Origin of the sequence: Flavobacterium cerinum, from assembly GCF_024496085.1 — a bacterium.
Taxonomy (GTDB): domain Bacteria; phylum Bacteroidota; class Bacteroidia; order Flavobacteriales; family Flavobacteriaceae; genus Flavobacterium; species Flavobacterium cerinum_A.
The window spans coordinates 1,651,542-1,673,901 of record NZ_CP101751.1; the positions used below are offsets into that span (position 1 = coordinate 1,651,542).

Sequence of the window (22,360 nt, forward strand, 5' to 3'; positions counted from 1 at the left end):
ATGGCAATATTTAATTTTCAAAAGCCCGATAAAGTTATCATGATCGATTCAACCGATTTTGAAGGTAAATTTGAATTCAGACCTTTAGAACCGGGATATGGATTGACTGTTGGTAACGCATTAAGACGTGTTTTGCTTTCTTCTTTGGAAGGATATGCAATCACATCGGTTCGTATTGAAGGTGTTGACCACGAATTCTCTACGATCGCAGGTGTGGTTGAAGATGTAACAGAAATCATCCTGAACCTGAAACAAGTTCGTTTCAAACGTCAGATCGAAGATATCGATAATGAATCTGTTTCTATCTCTTTTTCTGGTAAAGAGCAGCTTACTGCAGGTGATTTTCAAAAATTCATCTCCGGTTTCCAAGTGCTTAACCCGGAATTAGTTATCTGTAACCTTGATAGCAAAATTACCATTAACATGGAATTAACTATCGAAAAAGGTCGCGGTTACGTTCCTGCTGAAGAAAACAAAAAACCAAACGCACCTATAGGAACTATCTTTACAGACTCTATTTACACTCCTGTAAAAAATGTAAAGTATTCGATAGAAAACTTCCGTGTTGAACAAAAAACTGACTACGAAAAATTAGTTTTTGAGATCATTACTGATGGTTCTATTCACCCTAAAGATGCCTTAACAGAAGCAGCTAAAACGTTGATTCATCACTTTATGTTGTTCTCTGATGAAAGAATTACACTTGAGGCTGATGAAATTGCTCAAACAGAGTCTTATGACGAAGAGTCTTTACATATGAGACAATTGCTTAAAACCAAGCTTGTTGATATGGATCTTTCTGTTAGAGCACTAAATTGTTTAAAAGCGGCTGAAGTTGATACACTAGGCGATTTAGTATCATTTAATAAAAATGATCTGATGAAGTTCCGTAACTTCGGTAAGAAATCCTTAACGGAGCTTGACGAATTAGTAGCCGTTAAAGGCCTTACTTTCGGAATGGATCTGACTAAATATAAATTAGATAAAGAATAATCTAGTCCGCCCTGAAAAGCGCGATTAAATTGTATAGCAATGAGACACGGAAAAAAAATAAATCATTTAAGCAGACAGTCTGGACATAGAAAATCTATGTTGGCTAATATGGCTTGTTCTCTTATCGAGCACAAGCGTATCAATACTACTGTTGCTAAAGCTAAAGCTTTAAAGCAATTTGTAGAACCATTGGTAACAAAATCGAAAGAAGATACTACTCACAACCGTCGTATTGTTTTCGCTTACTTAAGAAACAAATACGCTGTTACTGAGTTATTCAGAGAAGTAGCTGCTAAAGTTGGTGATCGTCCAGGTGGATATACTCGTATTATCAAATTGGGTAACCGTCTTGGGGATAACGCTGATATGGCTATGATCGAATTAGTAGATTTCAACGAACTTTACAACGGAGGTAAAAAAGAAGTTAAAAAAGCAACTACTCGTCGTGGTAGAGCTAAAAAAACGGAAGCGGCTCCTGCTGCTGAAGCCCCTGCTGCTGAAACTACTGAGAATACAGAAGCTACTGAATAATCATGAAACAATTGATTCTTCAATAAAAATTAAGGATAAACTTTTAAAGTTTGTCCTTTTTTTTTACCCATTTTTCTGAAATCAATCAGCTTATCCCGGCTGTAACCGAAAAACTTCGGCTGATTTTAAGGAATAGTTTTCAGAAGAAAGAAATTAGATTAAATTTGCAAAATTCTACAACACAACAAAAATGAAATATTCAAATCGAAATCAAGCCATCCTTTTACTAAGTGACGGAACTGTTTTTTATGGAAAATCCATAGGAATCGAAGGAACTACCTTTGGAGAGGTTTGTTTTAACACCGGAATGACAGGATATCAGGAAATCTTTACTGATCCGTCTTATTTCGGACAAATCATGGTGGCAACCAATGCACATATCGGAAATTATGGTGTACATGAAGATGAAGTGGACTCCGATGGAATTAAAATCGCCGGCCTGGTATGTAAAAACTTTAGCTTTAATTATTCACGTCCCGATGCTTCTGAAAGCCTTTTGGAATACTTTGAAAAAGTAAATCTGGTAGCAATTTCAGATGTTGATACCCGTGCTTTGGTAAGTTATATTCGTGATAACGGAGCTATGAATGCAGTGATCTGTACTGACGGAACACCAATTGAAGAATTGAAAAAACAATTGGCAGCTGTTCCGGATATGAAAGGATTGGAACTGGCTTCTACAGTGTCGACTAAGGAACCGTATTATTTTGGTGATGAAAATGCAGCATATCGTATTGCTGCGTTGGATTTGGGAATCAAAACAAACATTCTGAGATGTCTGGCTGAAAGAGATTGTTATATAAAAGTATTCCCTTATAATGCATCCTTTGAAGCGCTATCAGCTTTTAATCCGGATGGTTATTTTTTATCTAACGGACCTGGTGATCCGGATCCGTTAAAAGAGGTGCAGGAAGTAGCACGACAAATTCTGGCAACAGATGTGCCGGTATTTGGAATTTGTCTTGGACATCAGATCATCGCCTTAGCTAATGGTATTTCAACTTATAAAATGTTTAACGGACACAGAGGAATTAATCACCCGGTAATGAATGTAATTACAAACAGAGGTGAAATTACTTCTCAAAACCACGGTTTTGCAGTTGTTCGTGAAGAATTGGAAAAACATCCCGATTTTGAAATCACACATGTACACTTAAATGACGGAACTGTAGCAGGAATGCGTATGAAAAACAAAAGCTGTTTTTCTGTACAGTATCACCCGGAAGCAAGTCCCGGACCGCATGACGCCCGTTATTTATTTGACCAATTCGTTGAAAATATTAAATTAGCTAAAAATTAATCTGTCCTTTAATAAAGGAAATCAAAAAGTATCAATTATGAGCATGATTATTAAAGTTCACGCAAGACAAATATTAGACTCAAGAGGTAATCCAACTGTAGAAGTAGATGTTTTTACAGAAAACGGTATCATGGGAAGAGCGGCAGTTCCGTCAGGAGCTTCAACCGGTGAACATGAAGCAGTTGAATTAAGAGACGGAGGAAAAGCCTATATGGGTAAAGGAGTTTTAAAAGCGGTTGAAAATGTAAACACAATTATCGCTTCTGAAATCGTAGGAATGTCTGTTTTTGAACAAAATGCCATCGATAAAGTGATGATCGAGTTGGATGGTACACCTAATAAATCCAACTTAGGAGCAAATGCTATTTTAGGAGTTTCGTTGGCAGTTGCTAAAGCTGCGGCAAATGAGTTAGGTATGCCTTTGTATCGTTATGTGGGTGGAGTATCGGCGAATACACTTCCGGTTCCAATGATGAACATTATTAACGGAGGTTCGCATTCAGATGCGCCTATCGCTTTCCAGGAATTTATGATCATGCCGGTAAAAGCACAAAACTTTACGCATGCCATGCAAATGGGAACTGAAATTTTTCACAACCTGAAAAAAGTATTGCACGATAGAAATTTAAGTACAGCAGTAGGGGATGAAGGAGGTTTTGCTCCTAATTTGGCCGGAGGAACTGAAGATGCTTTGGATTCCATCAAGTTAGCAGTGGAAAATGCAGGATATACATTCGGTGATGACGTAATGATTGCATTGGATTGTGCAGCGTCTGAGTTTTATATTGACGGAAAATACGATTATACAAAATTTGAAGGAGCTTCAGGTAAAGTGAGAACTTCTGAAGAGCAAGCGCAATATTTAGCTGATTTAGCAGCGAAATATCCGATTATTTCAATCGAAGACGGAATGTATGAAGACGATTGGAACGGATGGAAATTATTAACGGAAAAAATTGGCGATAAAGTACAATTGGTTGGAGATGATTTATTCGTGACGAATGTTCAGCGTTTGTCAAAAGGAATTCAGGAAAATATCGCAAATTCAATTCTTATTAAGGTAAATCAGATCGGAACTTTAACCGAAACGATTGCGGCAGTAAATATGGCACATAATGCCGGATATACTTCAGTAATGTCGCACCGTTCAGGAGAAACCGAAGACAATACGATTGCAGATCTTGCGGTAGCGTTAAACTGCGGTCAGATCAAAACAGGATCAGCTTCCCGTTCCGATCGTATGGCAAAATACAATCAATTATTAAGAATTGAAGAAGAATTGGTAGAAGTGGCTTATTTTCCGCAGGAAAGAGCTTTTAAGGTGAAATAAAAAACCTGACAGGTATTTTTGATAAAAAAAAGGCTATCCGAACCCGGATAGCCTTTTTTATGTAATATCACGGCAATTTTCTGTAACGAAATAAAGCCGGGGAAAATGCCGGAAAATAATCGGTTTTTTCTTTTTGAAAAAAATGTGAAATATGTAATTTTTATACCGGATTTTTACGGAATAATTAACGATTTCCTTGCGTGATTTTCTTTCCATTTCGGTTGGAATTGCTTAAATTCGCAGATAACAAAAATATTTTACATTTAATTCCTAATACAAACATGTCAAAAACTGCAATATTAGAAATTGATGGCAACAAATATGAATTCCCGGTAATAGTAGGAAGCGAGAACGAAGTTGCTATCGATATAGAAAAATTACGTGCTGCAACTGGCGCGATTACGCTTGACCCGGGGTATAAAAATTCAGGATCTTGTAAAAGTGATATCACTTTTCTGGATGGAGAACAAGGTATTCTTCGCTACAGAGGATACGCAATCGAAGACCTTGCGGAAAAAGCAAACTTTTTAGAAGTGTCTTATTTAGTTATTTTCGGAGAATTGCCAACTGCAGCGCAATTGGAGAAATTCGAGAATGATATCCGTAAATACACATTGGTTAATGAGGAAATGAAAAACATTATTGATGGTTTTCCTAAAACGGCACACCCGATGGGCGTTTTGTCTTCATTAACAAGTGCACTTACAGCTTTTAATCCGAAAGTAGTCAATGTGGAAAACGAAGACGAAATGTATACAGCTGTTTGTAAAACAATGGGTAAATTCCTTGTTTTAGCAACCTGGACATTCCGTAAAACTTCCGGTTTCCCGTTAAATTACTATGACAATACGAAAGGTTATGTGGAGAACTTCCTTCGTTTAATGTTCGAATTGCCTACAGGACCTTACACAGTCAATCCGGTTATCGTAGATGCATTGGATAAATTATTTATCTTACATGCTGATCACGAACAAAACTGTTCAACTTCAACGGTGCGAATGGTAGGATCGTCTCATGCCGGTCTTTTTGCTTCAATTTCTGCCGGAGTTTCCGCTTTATGGGGACCATTACACGGAGGAGCAAATCAGGCTGTATTGGAAATGTTAGAAGAAATCCAGAAAGACGGTGGAGATGCTGATAAGTATCTGGCTAAAGCGAAAGATAAAAACGATCCTTTCCGTTTAATGGGATTCGGACACCGTGTTTATAAAAACTTTGACCCGCGTGCGAAAATCATCAAAAAAGCAGCTGATGAAGTATTGGCTACTTTAGGTGTAAATGATCCGATTCTGAACATTGCTAAAAAATTAGAAGAATCTGCTTTACAGGATGAGTACTTCAAATCAAGAAATTTATATCCGAACGTAGATTTCTATTCCGGGATTATTTACCGTGCTTTAGGAATTCCAACGGATATGTTCACTGTATTATTTGCAATCGGACGTCTTCCGGGATGGATTGCACAATGGAAAGAAATGCGTGTTAACAAAGAACCGATCGGACGTCCGCGTCAGGTATACACCGGTTATGCGTTACGTACTTTCAAACCGATGAACGAAAGATAAAATTGTTGTCAACAATAAAAAAAAAATCCCGAAATGAACTTTCGGGATTTTTTTATTATTCAGGATGTCTCGTCCTGAAATAACGATACAAAAAAAAGCGTTATTATGGAAAAACAAACCACTTATGTTAAACGTACCCAAAAAGACTACTCCTTAAGTTTAAAGATTCAGATTACAAAGGAAATTGAATCGGGAGAATTGTCAACTTATGCAGCCCAGAAGAAATATGGTATCCAGGCACGGTCCACAGTTGTGAATTGGCTCAGAAAATATGGTAACTTTGATTGGGAGAACCAAACACCATCAAATATGCCAAAGACACCAGAACAACGAATTATGGAGCTTGAAGCCAAGGTAAAACTTTTGGAAAAGCAGAAAGCTCAGCTTGAAAAACAAAACCATATTTCTGATTCTAAAGCTATTATTTTTGATATGATGATAGACCTTGCGGAAAAGGAATACAATATCGATATTCGAAAAAACTTACCTCCCGGACAATCCAATCCTTTAGTCAAAAAAGGCAGGAAAACATAAGTTTTACCTGTGGTTTGTTCGGGATAAACAGGCAGGTTTATTATCGAAGTATTAAGCGCGCTAAATTCAGAAGAACCTTGGCAGAACAGGTTGTAACACTTGTAAAAGAGCAACGTATAGCTCAACCTCGGTTAGGAACACGTAAACTGTATCATATTCTTATAACTGAACTTAAAGCATTAAAAGTAGGCCGAGATAAGTTTTTTTCTATTTTAAAAGCTAATCATTTATTGATACACCCCAAAAGGAGTTATCATCTTACCACATGGTCACACCATCGTTTTAGAAAACATCCTAACTTGATAAAAGAGCTGGATATTACAAGCCCGGAACAAGTGTGGGTATCAGATATCACCTATATTGGAAAACGAGAAAAGCCTTGTTATCTGAGTTTAATAACTGATGCCTATTCAAAAAAGATAATGGGATATGATGTATCTGATTCTCTCAGTACACAAGGCTGTATCAGAGCCTTAAAAATGGCTCGTAAGAATAGGATATTTAAGTCTGAATCATTGATACATCATTCAGACAGGGGAATACAATATTGTTCGGATGAGTATCAGTATTTATTAAAGAAATACAGTCTAAAATGCAGTATGACACAAAACTCAGATCCGTATGAAAACGCAGTGGCTGAAAGAATAAACGGAATATTAAAACAAGAGTTTAGAATTGATACCTATCATCTTGAACTATATTTAATGAAGAAACTCATAGATGAGATTATTAAAAAATATAACCAGATTAGACCACATTGGTCAAACTATATGCTAACACCTAATCAAATGCATTTACAAAGAAGTATTAAAATAAAAACTTATAAAACAAAAAACAGAAGTAACTCGGAAGCTACTTCTGTCTAAAAAAGCTATTTTTACTAGTATTAATCCTGTATCGTTATTTTAGGACTAGTCAGGAGTCTTCCCGGTTTCATTTTCTCCGGAAAGATCATCAGCTTTATTTTCGGCTTTGTCAACCAGATCGGAAATCGATTCTTTAGCATCGGAAGCCTTTTCTTCCAGCCATTCTCCGGCATCCGTTATTTTTTCTTTTGCCTTATCGAGAAAATCGGAAACGGATTCGGATACGCCCATTTCATCGAGCTTTCCGGAAACGGTATCTCCAATTTCAGTAACAGTCTCGGCTACCTCTTTCGAAAAAGATTCAATTTTTTCAGAGGCGGCTTCTGAAGTGCTGTTCAAAGCATCTCCAACGTTTTCGGTAGTCTGTTTAGCTTTTCCGAAAAGTGAATTAAAAAAGCTTGATAATCCCATATTTTATATTTTTTTAAGTAAATGTATTAAAAAAATGCCATATGTTAACTTGTAAGAACTTTATTTTTAGGTTGTTATATTTTGAAATAATAATTGATCATTGAGAGTATATTTGATCGGGAGTTTTTTTATTATCAAAGCCCTTTGTTTATATTTGCCAAAAGCCAAAAGCTATGTTGAGTCTAAATGTAAAAAATGAAACGTCGCGGCTTAGAGCCGTTGTTTTAGGAACTGCAGTAAGTAACGGGCCTACGCCAACTCTTGATGAGGCCTATGATCCCAAATCGTTGGAACATATTAAAGCGGGAACCTATCCCGTAGAACCGGACATGATCAAGGAAATGGATGCTTTTAATGCCGTTTTTGAAAAATACGATGTTAAAGTATACCGCCCGGAAATAATTAACAATTATAATCAGATCTTTTCTCGTGATATCGGTTTTGTTATCGATGACACGTTTGTAAAAGCGAATATCTTACCGGATCGGGAACGCGAATTGGAAGCGATTCAGTATATAATTGATCAAATGAACCCGGCTAAAGTGGTTCGACCGCCACAGGAAGTGCATATTGAAGGGGGAGACGTGATGGTTTGGAATGATCATGTTTTTATCGGAACATATAAAGGAAGTGATTATAAAGAATATATTACCGCTCGAACCAATATGGAAGGGGTTGACTATATTAAAAAACTTTTCCCTCATAAAATTGTAAAAGAATTTGATCTGGTAAAGTCTAAAATTGAACCGAGAGATAATGCTTTGCACCTGGATTGTTGTTTTCAGCCGGTTGGAACCGATAAAGGAATCATCTATAAAAGCGGTTTTCGCGAAGAAGCGGATTATATGTATCTGGTGAACCTTTTCGGGATGGATAATCTGTTTCATATTGAAAGAGAGGAAATGTATCATATGAATTCGAATGTTTTTTCAATCGCACCGGATGTGGTCGTTTCGGAACGTAATTTTACACGTTTGAACAACTGGTTAAGAAGCAAAGGAATAACGGTTGAGGAAATTCCTTATGCTGAAATTGCGAAACAAGAAGGACTTTTAAGATGTTCAACCTTACCTTTGATCAGAGATTAACAATTTATGGAATAATGATATGAGACAAACAACAAATACCATTTTAATGATTCGCCCGGTTGCCTTTCGTATGAACGAGCAAACGGCTGTAAATAATTACTACCAAAAAGTATTGGATAACCTGTTGCCGGCTACGGTAAATGCAAAAGCACAGGAAGAGTTTGATGCTTTTGTTGAGAAACTGAAGAATGTAGGTGTTAATGTGATTGTAGTGGAGGACACTGTTAATCCGGATACACCGGATAGTATTTTTCCGAATAACTGGATTTCATTCCATGAAAACGGTGATGTTGCATTATATCCGATGTTTGCTGAAAATCGTCGTTTAGAGCGTCGTGAAGACATTTTGGATCTTTTGGAGGAAAAAGGGTTTCAGATTGAAAATATTGTGGATTATACTTCGGCTGAAGAAGATAATATCTTTTTAGAGGGAACCGGAAGTTTATTACTGGATCGTGAAAACGGTAAAGCGTATTGCGCCTTGTCACCGCGTGCAGATGAGGAACTGATGATTGAATTTTGTGAAGATTTCGAATTGAATCCGGTTATCTTTGAAGCTTTTCAAACGGTAAATGGAGAGCGTAAGCATATCTATCATACGAATGTGATGATGTGTCTAGGTGAAACATTTGCGGTGATTTGTGCAGATTGTATCGATGATAGCAAAGAACGTAAAATGGTTTTGGATTGTCTGAAATCGGATGGAAAAGAAATTATCCTGATCACAGAAGACCAGGTGAATAACTTTGCAGGAAACATGTTGCAGGTTCGCGGAGCAGATGATAAGCGCTATTTGATTATGAGTGCATCGGCACATCAGAGTCTGACTAAAGATCAAATTGCTAAAATTGAAAAACACTGTGAAATATTGAGTTCCAGTCTGGATACAATTGAAGCTTGTGGTGGAGGAAGTGCCCGTTGTATGATGGCAGAAGTTTTCTTGCCGGAAGCCGAGTAATATTTTGCTATGGCATATAAAAAAAACCCGCTTTAAGCGGGTTTTTCTGTTCTTGGTGTATTAGTTTTTCACGAAGCTGTCGATGATTTTGTCTGTTTCAGCTTTCGGAGTATCTCCTTTTAAGTCGAATAAATAACCGAATAAAGATTTACGGTTTACTTTTTCTTCTAAGTTTAAATCTTTATTTCTGTCGAAAATAGTTTGCCATTTATCACGAACGTTTTTCCACATTGCTTTGTTTTCTTTCCAGTATTTGTGAGCTGTAGCACATTTAGAATCGGCTACTTTAGTGTAGATGTCAATTCCTTTTTCTTGTGCTAATACTACGTCTTTACCGCTGTTGTCACGTTGGATCTTTTTGTTGTCCTGATTGTGAATCCATCCGAATTTAGTGATTTCATGTTCGTTTCTTCTGTTTAAAACATTGTAATCGTTACGGATAGTGTGCTCTCTTCTTGGAAGCGGAGCATCAGTATAGTTTCTCCAGTATGAAGTTCCGTCTACGTGAACCCAGGTAGCAGTTCCTTCGTAACGCGGACTATCATCTACTTGGAATACACGTTGTGTCCACTGACCTTTCACATCAGCTTTAGAAAGTGTTTTGTATTTCCACGTAGTATCTTTGAAGAAATCGTATAATCTTGTGTTTTCGAATTCCCAATCTTGTCTCCAGTGTTTTACAATCATAGTGTCTCCTACAATTAGTAAATGCTGCATTACGATTTTGTTTGGCTTGTCTTCTACTAACTCAACCCACTCTAATCCTTTGTCGTATTTCGTAGGAGATGGTTTGTAATTTTCGTCTTTTGTTGTTTTGAAAGTTTCCGCGAAATTAAACTCTACTTCATAACATCCGCACATTGATTTGATCGCGTCGATGTCTTGTTTTTTCTTATTGCCCTGAGCATGTCCTAAAAAGGCTGCGAACAATAAAGCAACAGTTACTTTTTGTTTTAGATTTTTCATTATGATGTATTAATTAAAAAATTTCCTGTGCAAAAATATTAAATTTATTTAGAACGAATAAAAATTATCACTTACATTTGCGGAAAATTATTAAGAATAAGTCTAAATTAAAATCAAAAAGCTTGTTTGAGATGTTTATTTGGATGATCATCAGTTCTTAAAGAAAAAAAACGCATAAAAAAATACTAATGGGTTTAAAACTAAAAATATGTAGCGGTTTGTTTGTGTTGGGAACTTTTTCCGGCTTTTCACAAGAAACAGATAGTCTTGCTACTAAGGTAAACAAGTTAGATGAAGTCGTAGTAACCGGACAATATAATCCGCAATCGGTGAAAAAATCGGTTTTTGAGGTGAAAGTAATCACCAGAGCCGATATCGACAGACAAGCCGGTAACAACCTGGCAGATATATTAAATCAAACCTTAAATATTAATATTATACCAAATGCTTCAACCGGAAAATCAGGTGTACAGTTGTTTGGTCTGGATGCGCAATATTTTAAAATATTGGTAGATAATATTCCGGTAGTAAACGATGAAGGTTTAGGGAATAATACTGACTTGACTCAAATCAATCTGGATGATATTCAGCAGATCGAAATCGTCGAAGGTTCTATGGGAGTTGATTACGGAGCTAATGCCGTTTCGGGTATTATTAATATAATCACCAAAAAATCATCGCAACACAAATGGGAAGTAACTCCTTATATTCAAGAAGAAACCGTTGGAAAGGAATATAATTTTAAAGATAAAGGCAGACATATCCAGTCGATAAAAATCGGACACAACTTTACCGATAAATTTTATGCCAATGCGATGTTTACGCGAAATGATTTTAAAGGTTTCTGGAACGATCGTATGGGAGAAAACTATGTTTTTAACGATGGTTTAAGAGGGTACGAATGGTTGCCGAAAGAGCAGTTAAATGCAAAATCTTTATTGGCTTATACAACCAAAAATTATCGTTTGTTCTATAAGTTTGAATTCTTTAAAGAAACAACCGATCGTTATAGTGCCGACGTACAACAAAATTTTGATCCGGTTACAGCAACGGATAACCCGATAGCGAAAGATGAAATTTACTCTTCAACACGTTACTATCATCACTTAAATGCTTCCGGAAAGCTAAGCGAAAACGGATTGAATTATGATGTGTCGTTCTCGTATCAGGAACAAACCCGTGATCTGGAAAAATACAATTACAGAATCCGTCAGCAAGAGCACTTCGGTACAGAAAATCTGGAATACGAATCCCGAAAAGTGTACTATTCTAAAGGATTTTTCTCCAACTTCCTTAAAAACGAAACATTTAATCTACAGGCCGGATATGAGGTAAGTAGTGTGAATGGTTATATTACCAGTTTGGCGGGATTATTCAACGGTGAAAACATCGAACGTGAACTTAACTCGTATGATGTTTATGCCTCTTCAGAAATTAACTTCAATAAAAAATTCTCAATCAGACCGGGTGTACGTATGTTGATGTCTTCGAAATTCGATACACAGGCAGCATTGTCTTTAAGTGCTAAGTATGCATTTGACAACGGTTACGAATTACGCGCTATCGTCGGAACGGCTCCGAGACTTCCTAATTTCGACGAATTGTATACCTATATGGTCGATGTAAATCACAATATTCAAGGAAACCCGGATCTAAACCCGGAACAGGGAAAATCAATTTTCCTGCACTTGAAAAAGGATACAAAATTTAATGAAGCTTTTACAATGCAAAACAAACTATCCGGTTGGTTTATGGATGTAAAAGACAGAATTGAAATGATCATTATTCAACAGTCACCTTTAGTATACCAATACAATAATATTGATGTGTATAAAACTTGGGGTCTGTCTTTAACGAATACTGCACAATACAAAAATTTCACGGGTAACTTCGGTGTTACTTTTGCCGGAATTTCAAAAGTGTTGGATAGTAGTGTATTGTCAAATGATGATTTCTTATACGGATTCCAGATCAACGCTAATACCTCTTATACGCTTCCGAAATGGGGGACTGTTTTCTCAGCCTATGTAAAATATAACGGTCCGCAATATCAGTTTGTTGAAAGAGGCGGTGTGTTGGAAAGAGGAAAACAAAATCCGTTTACCTGGTTAGATGCAACCATCAAAAAAACATTTTTGGATAAAAAACTGGAAGCAACTATCGGAGCGAGAAACCTTTTGGATATCACCACGATCAATACTACTGCTACAGAAGCAGGAGCGCATTCAAGTGCCGGAACCAATATCCTGATGGGATACGGAAGATCCTACTTTTTAAAACTATTGTATAAGTTAAATATGTAATCAACATGAAATCTAAAATACTACAAATAGCATTATTCCTTGTCCTGTTCGTAACAGCATCATGTGAAAAAGATTATACTGTTGAACAAAATCCTTTTGTAATCGCTTTCGAAAGACAATCAATTGATTTTTCTTCGATTCCGGATCAAAGAGAAATGAAACTGGTTTTCTCAGAACCGGCTAAGAACGACGGAAAAGTAACGGTTAAATTAACCGGAACTCAGGCGAGTTACGGAGTTGACTTTAGCACATTGCCGGAAGCGCAAAACAATATTCTTGAACTTCCTTTTACAAAAGGACAAAGCGAATTGTTTTTCACATTTAAAAATCTAATCTACCCTTTTGATAACGATGAAAAGTCTATTTTAATGGAAGTAGTAGCGATTAATTATACAGGTGAAGCTTCAATTCAGGGATATACAAGCTCGTTAGTGTCGTTTCAACGTTCATTGGGTGCTACCTTATTACCGGAAATCGGCGGACCAAATCAAGGAAACCAGATTTTTGTTGATTTAAGTAAAGAGACGATGACCAGTTCACGAAGAGATATTTGGGATCTTGGATTTTATTCCGGTAACCAATTCCGTGTAACAATCAACGGTTCGCTATATATGGCGGTTAAAAAATTAGATGCAACTAATATTGATGCTGTAACCGAAGCGAGTGTAAGTGCTTTCTTCCCTCAGGTTGCTGTTGGTACTTTTGATCCGACCAATACAAATTATGTAGATGCGCCAAATGGTATGATTAACCAAACAGCGATTGCAGAAATTTCGGCAAACGATGCTGAAAATAATGTATATCTGGTTAATATGGGGTACTCGATCGGAACAACAACACCGCCACAAGGAAGTGTAGCAATCGCAGGAGATGCAAGAGGATGGAGAAAAATCAGAATCTTACGTGACGGAGATAACTATGTATTGCAATATGCTAATCTGAATAGTACGACACACCAACAAGTGACGATTGCTAAAAAGCCGGATTATAACTTTACTTTCTTTAGTCTGGCAACACAAAATGTTGTAAACGTTGAGCCTCAAAAAGGGTTATGGGATTTATGTTTCACTGTATTTACCAATGAAATTGCAGGTTCCGGTTCTTATGGATATTCTGACTTCGTATTAAACAATTTGAAAGCGGGTGTTAGAGGATACAGGGTTGCAGTAACTTCGGCAGTGACTTATAATAACTTTTCAATGCAGAATGTAGTGGAAAGCAATTTTATAGATGATCAACGTGTGATTGGAGCAGAATGGAGAGATGTATTTACCGGTAGTGCTTATACCGATCGTTTCTATGTGATTAAAGATGCGGAAGGAAACTATTATAAAATCCGAATGCTGGAATTTTTAAATCAAGGTGGTGTAAGAGGATATCCGAAATTTGAATATAAACTGATACAATAAATATAATTAAATCTATTACTATGAAAAAAAGATTACTACTTTTAGCTGCAATGCTGGTCGGCTCATTCATGAGTGCCCAGACAGTTCAGGAAGGGATTGTAACAATGGGACCGAGTTATGGTAACCAGGTATATTTTAAGTTTGGTACTTCAGGTACAACTAATGCGTATCCGCACAGTTCTTGGGATCTTGCATTCTACAGAAAAAGTGCTTTCTCTTTTGCTACACGTGTTAATGATGCTAAAGGTGTTGAAGTTTACCAGGCATCAAATACAATCAGTAACTGGGCTTCTATCGATGTAAGTCAGGTAGCAAACTGGACAAGATTGTACAACAGTGATATCGAATGGACTAAAGGAGCTTTCGATTTCGGTACGGCTACTTATGGATGGGGCGAATATAACCCGGCTAACCACCACGTAACAGCTGCGATCATTTTTGTATTGAAGTATCCGAACGGTACATACAGAAAATTCAAAATTGATGATTTCTTCTCCGGATATACATTCACCTATTCTACATGGAATGCAGGAACAAGTACTTGGAGTGCAGATCAGACAAAAGTGGTGGCGAACTCAGCTAACCCGAACAATATCTTCAATTATTTCTCTTTAGAAACGGATGCTGCTGTAATTGCTGAACCGGCTTCTACTGACTGGGATTTGATCTTTACTAAATTTACTACTGATTACCCAATGGGTGGTTCTACAACTAAATATCAGGTTACAGGTGCATTACATCACCCTGATGTAAAAGTGGCTAAAAACGTAGAACCGGGAGGTGTTATGAATACATCTAACCTGAATTTTGCTGCGGCAATCAATACAATCGGGTACGACTGGAAAGCGTTTACAGGTACGGCTTATACAATCGACGGATCGAAAGCTTACTATGTGAAATTGTTAAACGGAACAGTATACAGAGTAGTATTCACAACTTTCGAAGGAAGTTCAACAGGAGTGATCAAATTTAACTACCAGGATGTAACCAGTGCTTTAGGTACTGAATCATTTGAAGATAAAATCGCATTTGGAATTTATCCGAATCCGTCTTTAGATAAAAAAATTAATCTGATCTATGATGTAAAAGATAATATGGATGCTAATAGCAAAGTGCGTATCTACTCGATGACCGGAGCGAAAGTTTTCGAAACGGCTATCGATAATACACAAGGTTTCTATAGCAGAGAATTGGACCTTTCTGCTTTAGGAAGCGGCATCTATATGTTGAATCTTGAGTCGGGAAATCAAACGATTACTAAAAAAGTAATCTTAAAGTAAGATTTCCTAATTGAGTAGTTAGTTTAAATGTTTGTTTTTGTTTTTGGAAAGAGATCTCACCTGAGATCTCTTTCTCTTTTTATAGTATTAGGCTACGGTTTTTAAAATGTTTACCACCGCACTGCTGATGTATTGTATTCCGATTGCAATTACAATAAAACCGATGATTCTCGAAATTGCAACAATTCCGGATGCTCCGAGAATACGGGAAAGATAATGCGCGCTTTTTAAAATAATAAAAATGGTGAGTGCAACTGCCAGAATAGCCGAGCATACAATGGCTTTTTCGGAAACTTCTGTAAAATCCTGATAAAAGGCGATTAATAATGAAATGGAACCCGGACCGGCTAACATCGGAATGGCTAAGGGAGTTAAAGCAATATCACTTCTTTTCTGAGCATCACTGGCTACTTTTTTGTTGACACCGCGGGTCTTGTTGAATTTTCCCGATAATAAGGCAAAACCGGAATTTACGATAACCAAACCACCGGCAATACGCAAAGCATCAATGCTGATACCAAAAAACTTCAATACATATTCACCGATAAAAAACGAAATGATTAAAATAATAAATACGTTTAAAGCGGTCCATAACGATATCCTCGATCGTTCAGCGCTACTTTCATGATGGGTTAAGCCTACGAAAATAGGAATAACGCCCAAAGGGTTTAATACCGAAAAAAGAGCGGCGAAAATGTAAATGAATAATTCCATAGTTTTTTTTGCAAAATAAAACGTTAATATTCCTTTTGACTTTAGGGAAGTGTTATTTCAAAGTTATGATAAAACAATGTTATAATGGAATTGAAATGTAAGAAAAGAAAGGATAAATATGTAATTTTATAGAGCAAATATCTTTTTTTATGAAAACATTACTTATAGGTGCATCATCAAACCCGGAACGTTATGCGAATATGGTACTTAAAAGTCTTTTAAGACATGGACATGAGGTTGAGGCAATCGGTCTTAAAAAGGAAGTGATTGAGGGTGTGTCAGTCGGAACGGAAAAAATACCGTTCGAAGCGATTCATACCGTTACACTATACCTGAATCCGGTACGCCAACAGGAATACTATGACTATATCATTAGTCTGAAACCGGAAAGAGTGATCTTTAATCCGGGCACGGAAAATCCGGAATTTTACCGATTATTGACCGCAAACGGAATAGGATACGAAGAAGCTTGTACGTTGGTTTTATTAACGACTAATCAGTTTTAACCGTATTGCCTTTTTTGCTGATACACAATAGCAATAAGAAGGTTATTAATCCATTTATGATGATTAGTTCGTTGTCGAATACATAATCTCCGAAAAACAGTTTGGAATGCTGACTTAAATAAAAAGTAAGTCCCGGAGCCAGAATACAAATAAAAGGAACCAGTTTGTCGTGTACGCTTCGGCTCTTCACAAACAAGCCGAATGCATAAAGGCCTAATAAGGGACCGTAGGTGTAGGATGCGATTTTAAAAATCATACTAACCACAGAAGCATCGTTAATCTCATTAAAGATGATGATCACCAGAAACATTAATAACGAAAACGAAATATGAACCAAATGACGGGTTCTTACAATATTAGGTTTATTCGCATTTTCTGCTTTGTCCATTCCTAAAAAGTCGACACAAAATGAAGTCGTTAAAGCGGTCAGTGCCGAATCGGTTGTGGCAAAAGTGGCAGCCGTCAATCCTAAAAGAAATACGATAGAAGGAATTATTGTTAAATGATTAAAAGCAATTTCCGGGAACAGTAAATCAGTTCTTGGTTTTCCGGTTACAGCATCTAAAGGAACATCAATACCGTTTTTGGAAGCATAGAGATATAGTAGCGCTCCGACACTTAAAAAGAAGAGGTTGATAATAACAAAAATAGCAGTGAAGGAAAACATATTCTTTTGCGCTTCTCCGATATTTTTACAACTCAGGTTTTTCTGCATTAAATCCTGATCCAGTCCAACCATGGCTATGGTCACAAAAATTCCGCCCAATATTTGTTTTACAAAATGATAGCGACTTCCGATAAAATCATCAAAGAAAAAAATCTTGGAATAATTACTTTCTTTAATCGCTTCAAATGCTTGTACAGCGTTATAGTCAAGGCTATCACAGATAAAATAAATGGTAAAGAAAACGGATGAAACTAAAAATAAGGTCTGAAGAGTATCGGTGATAATAATTGTTTTAAGTCCTCCTTTATAGGTGTAGGCAAAAATCAAAGCCAGAGAAATTAAGACAGTAAAAGAAAACGGGACACCATAGTAGTCAAAAACATAACGTTGTAAGACAATAACAACCAAATAAAGACGAAAAGCGGATCCGATTGTACGACTTAACAGGAAAATAGAAGCTGCCGATTTGTAGCTATAATAACCCAGCCGTTTTTCCATATATTCATAAATGGACGTCAGATTCATACGGTAATAGAGCGGGAGCAGTACTTTAGCAACGATAATAAAACCGATGGCATTACCGAGAACAAACTGAAAATACTTAAACTGTTCGCCATTAGGAGAGCCAACTTCACCCGGCACAGAGATAAAGGTAACACCGGAAAGTGCCGTACCAATCATTCCAAAAGCAACCAAATACCATTTCGAGTTTTTATTCGCTTTAAAAAAAGCATCGTTACTGTGATCTTTTTTACTAACCAGATTCGATATTAAAATCAGTAAACCAAAGTATACAACAATAATAGATAGTATGGTAAATGGTGTCATTTATGAAAATTTAGCAGGAGCCAAAATACAAAAAAATGTTATAGCGGAAACTACTTTTTCAAGCAACTGTCAGCTAATGAAATCCAATTAAAAAGAGTAATTTTGTGTTCATGGAATTCTCTTCAAAATTATTAGAAAAAGCAGTTAACGAAATGGCGCAGTTACCGGGTATCGGAAAACGAACGGCATTGCGTTTAGTGCTACATTTATTAAAGCAGCCTAAGGAGCAAACTCAGTTATTAGCAACGGCTTTATTGCAGCTACGGGAAGATATTCGTTTTTGTTCCCGATGTCATAATATTTCGGATGAAGAAATTTGTGATATCTGTTCCAATACGAGCAGAGAACAAGCTGTAGTTTGTGTAGTAGAAGATATTCGGGATGTTATGGCATTGGAGAATACAGGGCTTTACAAAGGACTTTATCATGTTTTAGGAGGGAAAATTTCACCGATTGACGGTGTAGGTCCGGGACAGTTAAATATTACTTCATTGGTCGAAAAAGTAAAATCCGGACAAGTAAAAGAGATTATTTTTGCTTTGAGTTCGACTATGGAAGGGGATACAACCAATTTTTATATTTACAAACAAATCAAGGACAATTCGGTCATTATCTCGGCCATTGCAAGAGGGATTGCAATTGGTGATGAACTGGAATATGCTGATGAAATCACACTTGGACGTAGTATTTTGCATCGAATTCCTTTTGAAAATGCTATTAAAAATTCCTAAAACTTTAAAAAATTAACGTTTCTTTGTGGTTGCTATTTGTTGTTTTCAAAGTAGTATTTGATAAAGTAAAAGTAGCATTTCATAAACTATATTTGTTTATTTGTGGTTCAAAAAAGCATAAGAATGGGAAAAGCATTTTTAATGGTATTATTGATCGGAATCCTTTCCGTTTCATGTGTCCCTAATAAAGATTTGTTGTATTTGCAAAATTATAGCAAAGACACACTGGCCGTTGCAGTTAGTCCAGTTTTGGCTAAACCTTATCGTATCCAGACAAATGATGTTTTAAGTATTAAAATCAAAGCATTGGACCAAAAACTGGTCGATATGTTTAATCCCATGGCTGCATCGGGTAGTACTCCGGTTAGCGAAACGGATCAGAGTTTGTATTTTAACGGGTTCTCAGTAAATGATCACGGAAACATAAGGATTCCGGTTTTGGGAGAAGTTAATGTACTTGGCTATACACTTGATGAAGTGAGAGTCAGTATCGAAAAACAATTACTTCAGGAATATTTCAGAAAAGAAGCGAATATTTTTGTAGATGTCCGGTTGGCTGGTTTCCGTTATACAATTAACGGTGAAATCAATACTCCGGGAACAAAAACACTGTATCAGGATAGAGTTACGATTATGCAGGCAATTGCCAATTCCGGAGATATTACGATAACCGGAAATCGAAAAGAAGTCGTGGTTATTCGCCAGTATCCGCACGGTACCGAAATGCATACGATCAACCTGACCGATGCCAAAGCCATGAAATCACCGTATTATTATATTCAGCCGAATGATTATATTTACGTTAAACCACTTAAACAAAAATCATGGGGAACCGGAACAACCGGAATGCAGACTGTTGCAACGGTAATTTCGGCGATGTCCCTTGTAACAACAGCGTTATTACTCTTTAAAAACCTATAGTATATGCTCAATGCTAAAGACTTTTCCTTATTTGAAAATCAGAATAATTTTGATTTTAAAGGATTTCTTTTAAAAATTATCAGTTATTGGAAATGGTTTTTAGCCTGTCTTATTGTTACGTTTTTCATAGCGTATCAGGTGAATATCCGTAAAGAAAAAATTTACGGAATGGATGCATCTATAGTGGTAAAGGATGAAAATAATCCGTTTTTCACATCGAATACCAGTTTGGTGTTTAATTGGGGCGGAACTTCCGATAAAGTGCAGACTGTTATCAATACACTGAAATCACGTACCCATAATGAATATGTAGTCGATAAACTGGAATTTTATATGGATTATCTCCGAAAAGGAGAATATAATTTTCAGGATATATACGGAGAAACACCATTCTATATTCAAATTGATAAGAATAAAAACCAGTTAGCCGGAATACCGGTTCAGATCAAATTTCTGAACGAAAAAGAATACCTGCTATCCGTTCCGTTTGACGAAAACGCTTCCGTAGAAACGTTTAATTATGCACAGGGTATTACTGAAAAAGTAAATGTGGCATCAGGAACTTTTGAGAAAAAATATACCGTTGGTGAAACGGTGCATTTGCCTTTCCTTAATTTTAAATTACTGATTAATAATAATCCGGGAATGTATACCGGGAATGAATATTATATCCGTTTTAATAGCTTTGACGGTACTGTAGCCAATTATAAAGGAATTAATGTTGATATTGATACCAAAGCGGCTTCAATTGTGCGTTTGTCATTGCAGGGAACGAATAAAAAACGTTTGGTTGACTATCTGAATATGACGGTTGAAGTACTAAAGAAAAATCAACTGAACAGTAAAAACCAGTTTGCAAAAAATACCATAGCTTTTATCGACAGTACGCTGATTGCAATGGAGGGACAATTGAAGGATTCTGAAAAAGAATTAAAAGATTTCAGAAAGGATAAAAATGTTTTTCAATTACAGGGCGGAGGAGAAAAAATCACAGAGCAATTAACGGAGTTTGATATCGAAAAAGATGCTATCACACGAAAAATCAACTATTATAATTCATTAAGTAGTTACCTGCAAAAAAGCACTGATTATTCGAAGTTACCGGCGCCTACAGTTGCCGGAATTGAAGATCCGAATATTGTAATGAATGTAGCAAAGCTGATCCAATTCTCACGGGAGCGATCGGAAATGGCGTATTCGGTGAAAAGTCAAAAGCTTTTTAATGAGTTCGACAACCAGATGAACGCAACAAAAAGAGTTTTGTTGGAAAATATCAGTTCGGCAAAAAGTGCCATCATGATGGATTTAGGGTTGATCAATAAAAGAATCGGTCAGGCAGAAAGTACGATCAGACAATTGCCTGAAGAACAGCAGGAATTGATGAAGATTACCCGGAAATATGATCTTAATGATAATATATATAATACATTTCTACAAAAGAGAAGTGAAGCTGATATCGTAAAAGCGTCGAATGTTTCCGATATCGAATTTATTGATACAGCAAAAGATATCGGCGGGGGATTATTGGGGCCTAAAACCAGTGTTAATTACATCTTAGCATTGTTGTTGGGTATTCTGATTCCGTTGGTGGTTGTATTTACGATTACAATACTGGACAATTCGATTCATGCTACGGAAGATATAGAACGTCTTACGGCCATTCCGATTATTGGAATTGTAGGTAAAAAGCATACAGAATCCAATATGGCGGTGTATGAAAAGCCAAAATCTCCATTGGCAGAGTCATTCCGTTCTATTCGTTCTTCACTCCAGTTTTTATACAAAAAACAAAAAGTTGACGGAACTAAGATATTGATGCTGACTTCTTCTGTGGGAGGAGAAGGGAAAACATTCTGCTCGATCAACATGGCAACAGTATTTGCATTGAGTGAGAAAAGAACGGTTATCGTTGGTCTGGATTTAAGAAAACCGAGAATTTTCGGCGACTTTAATATTGAAAATAATGTTGGTGTTGTTAATTACCTTATCGGACAAAAAAGCATACAGGAAATTGTACAACACACCCATGTGCCGTATCTGGATGTAATTACTTCCGGTCCGATACCGCCAAATCCGTCTGAATTACTAATTAGCCAGGCGATGACTGCCATGATTGAAGAATTAAAAGAATTATATGATTATATCATTCTGGATACGTCACCGGTAGGATTAGTTTCTGATGCACTGGAACTGGCGCAATATTGTGATGCAACCTTATATGTAGTGCGACAGGGAGTAACCAAAAAAGGAATGTTGGCCATCGTAAATGAAAAACACAAAAGAGGGGAACTTCACAATATCAGTATCGTATTGAACGGCTTTGAAAACCGATCTCAATATAGTTATGGTTACGGTTATGGCTACGGCTACGGAACCTATACGAATAGTTATATGGAAGAAGAAATAAGAGATTTGACGTTGTGGGAAAAAATTAAATCAAAAATTTTTAAAAGATAATA

Annotated in this window: 20 protein-coding genes; 16 read left to right on the top strand and 4 right to left on the bottom strand. The window is 36.6% G+C overall.

Going from position 1 to position 22,360, the window contains the following annotated elements; genetic code table 11:
• The 7 genes from NOX80_RS07270 to NOX80_RS07300 all read left to right on the top strand — a co-directional run bounded on the left by NOX80_RS07270 (window position 1) and on the right by NOX80_RS07300 (window position 7,119).
• A complete protein-coding gene (locus tag NOX80_RS07270) occupies window positions 1-993 on the top strand; it encodes a DNA-directed RNA polymerase subunit alpha (protein ID WP_256552630.1) in 993 nt (330 codons plus the stop codon).
• Between the two features lie 39 nt (window positions 994-1,032).
• Complete coding sequence (gene rplQ, locus NOX80_RS07275) at window positions 1,033-1,524, top strand: 50S ribosomal protein L17 (RefSeq protein ID WP_256552631.1); 492 nt, start codon at window positions 1,033-1,035, stop codon at window positions 1,522-1,524.
• A 190-nt stretch (window positions 1,525-1,714) separates the two neighbouring features.
• Window positions 1,715-2,824: a glutamine-hydrolyzing carbamoyl-phosphate synthase small subunit gene (gene carA / locus NOX80_RS07280; protein ID WP_256552632.1), complete on the top strand. Its 1,110-nt coding sequence runs from the start codon at window positions 1,715-1,717 to the stop codon at window positions 2,822-2,824.
• Between the two features lie 37 nt (window positions 2,825-2,861).
• Entirely contained in the window at window positions 2,862-4,154 is a 1,293-nt protein-coding gene (eno, locus tag NOX80_RS07285) for a phosphopyruvate hydratase (RefSeq protein WP_256552633.1), read from the top strand.
• Between the two features lie 281 nt (window positions 4,155-4,435).
• The gene (locus NOX80_RS07290) at window positions 4,436-5,719 is read left to right on the top strand and encodes a citrate synthase (RefSeq protein WP_256552634.1); all 1,284 of its coding nucleotides are present in this window, start codon (window positions 4,436-4,438) and stop codon (window positions 5,717-5,719) included.
• A 105-nt stretch (window positions 5,720-5,824) separates the two neighbouring features.
• The gene (locus tag NOX80_RS07295; protein WP_256549711.1) at window positions 5,825-6,253 is read left to right on the top strand and encodes a hypothetical protein; all 429 of its coding nucleotides are present in this window, start codon (window positions 5,825-5,827) and stop codon (window positions 6,251-6,253) included.
• Between the two features lie 14 nt (window positions 6,254-6,267).
• Window positions 6,268-7,119, top strand: coding sequence for an IS3 family transposase (locus tag NOX80_RS07300; protein ID WP_256549712.1), 852 nt, complete (start codon window positions 6,268-6,270; stop codon window positions 7,117-7,119).
• Window positions 7,120-7,164: 45 nt separating this feature from the next.
• Here NOX80_RS07300 and NOX80_RS07305 read toward each other — a convergent pair whose 3' ends face one another.
• Entirely contained in the window at window positions 7,165-7,530 is a 366-nt protein-coding gene (locus NOX80_RS07305; RefSeq protein ID WP_256552635.1) for a hypothetical protein, read from the bottom strand.
• Window positions 7,531-7,703: 173 nt separating this feature from the next.
• Here NOX80_RS07305 and NOX80_RS07310 point away from each other — a divergent pair, with 173 nt between their 5' ends.
• Window positions 7,704-8,618: a dimethylarginine dimethylaminohydrolase family protein gene (locus NOX80_RS07310; RefSeq protein WP_256552636.1), complete on the top strand. Its 915-nt coding sequence runs from the start codon at window positions 7,704-7,706 to the stop codon at window positions 8,616-8,618.
• 19 nt (window positions 8,619-8,637) lie between these two features.
• The gene (ctlX, locus tag NOX80_RS07315; protein ID WP_256552637.1) at window positions 8,638-9,576 is read left to right on the top strand and encodes a citrulline utilization hydrolase CtlX; all 939 of its coding nucleotides are present in this window, start codon (window positions 8,638-8,640) and stop codon (window positions 9,574-9,576) included.
• Between the two features lie 60 nt (window positions 9,577-9,636).
• Here ctlX and NOX80_RS07320 read toward each other — a convergent pair whose 3' ends face one another.
• The gene (locus NOX80_RS07320) at window positions 9,637-10,542 is read right to left on the bottom strand and encodes a DUF6607 family protein (RefSeq protein ID WP_256552638.1); all 906 of its coding nucleotides are present in this window, start codon (window positions 10,540-10,542) and stop codon (window positions 9,637-9,639) included.
• Between the two features lie 188 nt (window positions 10,543-10,730).
• Here NOX80_RS07320 and NOX80_RS07325 point away from each other — a divergent pair, with 188 nt between their 5' ends.
• From NOX80_RS07325 to NOX80_RS07335, 3 genes are read left to right on the top strand one after another with little or no spacing between them, the layout of a single operon-like run.
• Window positions 10,731-12,845 (top strand): TonB-dependent receptor plug domain-containing protein, encoded by a 2,115-nt coding sequence (locus NOX80_RS07325; protein ID WP_256552639.1) that lies wholly within the window; start codon window positions 10,731-10,733, stop codon window positions 12,843-12,845.
• 5 nt (window positions 12,846-12,850) lie between these two features.
• Window positions 12,851-14,254 (top strand): HmuY family protein, encoded by a 1,404-nt coding sequence (locus tag NOX80_RS07330; RefSeq protein WP_256552640.1) that lies wholly within the window; start codon window positions 12,851-12,853, stop codon window positions 14,252-14,254.
• A gap of 20 nt (window positions 14,255-14,274) precedes the next feature.
• Window positions 14,275-15,534 carry a T9SS type A sorting domain-containing protein gene (locus tag NOX80_RS07335; RefSeq protein ID WP_256552641.1) on the top strand — a complete coding sequence of 420 codons (1,260 nt, stop codon included), beginning with the start codon at window positions 14,275-14,277 and terminating at the stop codon, window positions 15,532-15,534.
• An 87-nt stretch (window positions 15,535-15,621) separates the two neighbouring features.
• On the opposite strand, the gene NOX80_RS07340 is transcribed toward NOX80_RS07335, so the two are convergent.
• A complete protein-coding gene (locus NOX80_RS07340; RefSeq protein WP_256552642.1) occupies window positions 15,622-16,248 on the bottom strand; it encodes a MarC family protein in 627 nt (208 codons plus the stop codon).
• 149 nt (window positions 16,249-16,397) lie between these two features.
• On the opposite strand from NOX80_RS07340, the gene NOX80_RS07345 reads away from it, so the two are divergent.
• On the top strand, window positions 16,398-16,754 hold the full coding sequence (locus NOX80_RS07345; protein ID WP_256552643.1) for a CoA-binding protein: 357 nt from the start codon (window positions 16,398-16,400) through the stop codon (window positions 16,752-16,754).
• Here NOX80_RS07345 and NOX80_RS07350 read toward each other — a convergent pair.
• Window positions 16,741-18,249: a sodium:solute symporter gene (locus tag NOX80_RS07350; protein WP_256552644.1), complete on the bottom strand. Its 1,509-nt coding sequence runs from the start codon at window positions 18,247-18,249 to the stop codon at window positions 16,741-16,743. The genes NOX80_RS07345 and NOX80_RS07350 overlap by 14 nt on opposite strands.
• A 110-nt stretch (window positions 18,250-18,359) precedes the next feature.
• Between NOX80_RS07350 and recR the strand changes: the two genes are divergently transcribed.
• The 3 genes from recR to NOX80_RS07365 all read left to right on the top strand — a co-directional run bounded on the left by recR (window position 18,360) and on the right by NOX80_RS07365 (window position 22,358).
• On the top strand, window positions 18,360-18,980 hold the full coding sequence (gene recR / locus NOX80_RS07355; RefSeq protein ID WP_256552645.1) for a recombination mediator RecR: 621 nt from the start codon (window positions 18,360-18,362) through the stop codon (window positions 18,978-18,980).
• A gap of 123 nt (window positions 18,981-19,103) precedes the next feature.
• On the top strand, window positions 19,104-19,901 hold the full coding sequence (locus NOX80_RS07360) for a polysaccharide biosynthesis/export family protein (RefSeq protein ID WP_256552646.1): 798 nt from the start codon (window positions 19,104-19,106) through the stop codon (window positions 19,899-19,901).
• A 3-nt stretch (window positions 19,902-19,904) separates the two neighbouring features.
• Window positions 19,905-22,358: an exopolysaccharide transport family protein gene (locus NOX80_RS07365; RefSeq protein WP_256552647.1), complete on the top strand. Its 2,454-nt coding sequence runs from the start codon at window positions 19,905-19,907 to the stop codon at window positions 22,356-22,358.
• Window positions 22,359-22,360: the final 2 nt, after the last annotated feature.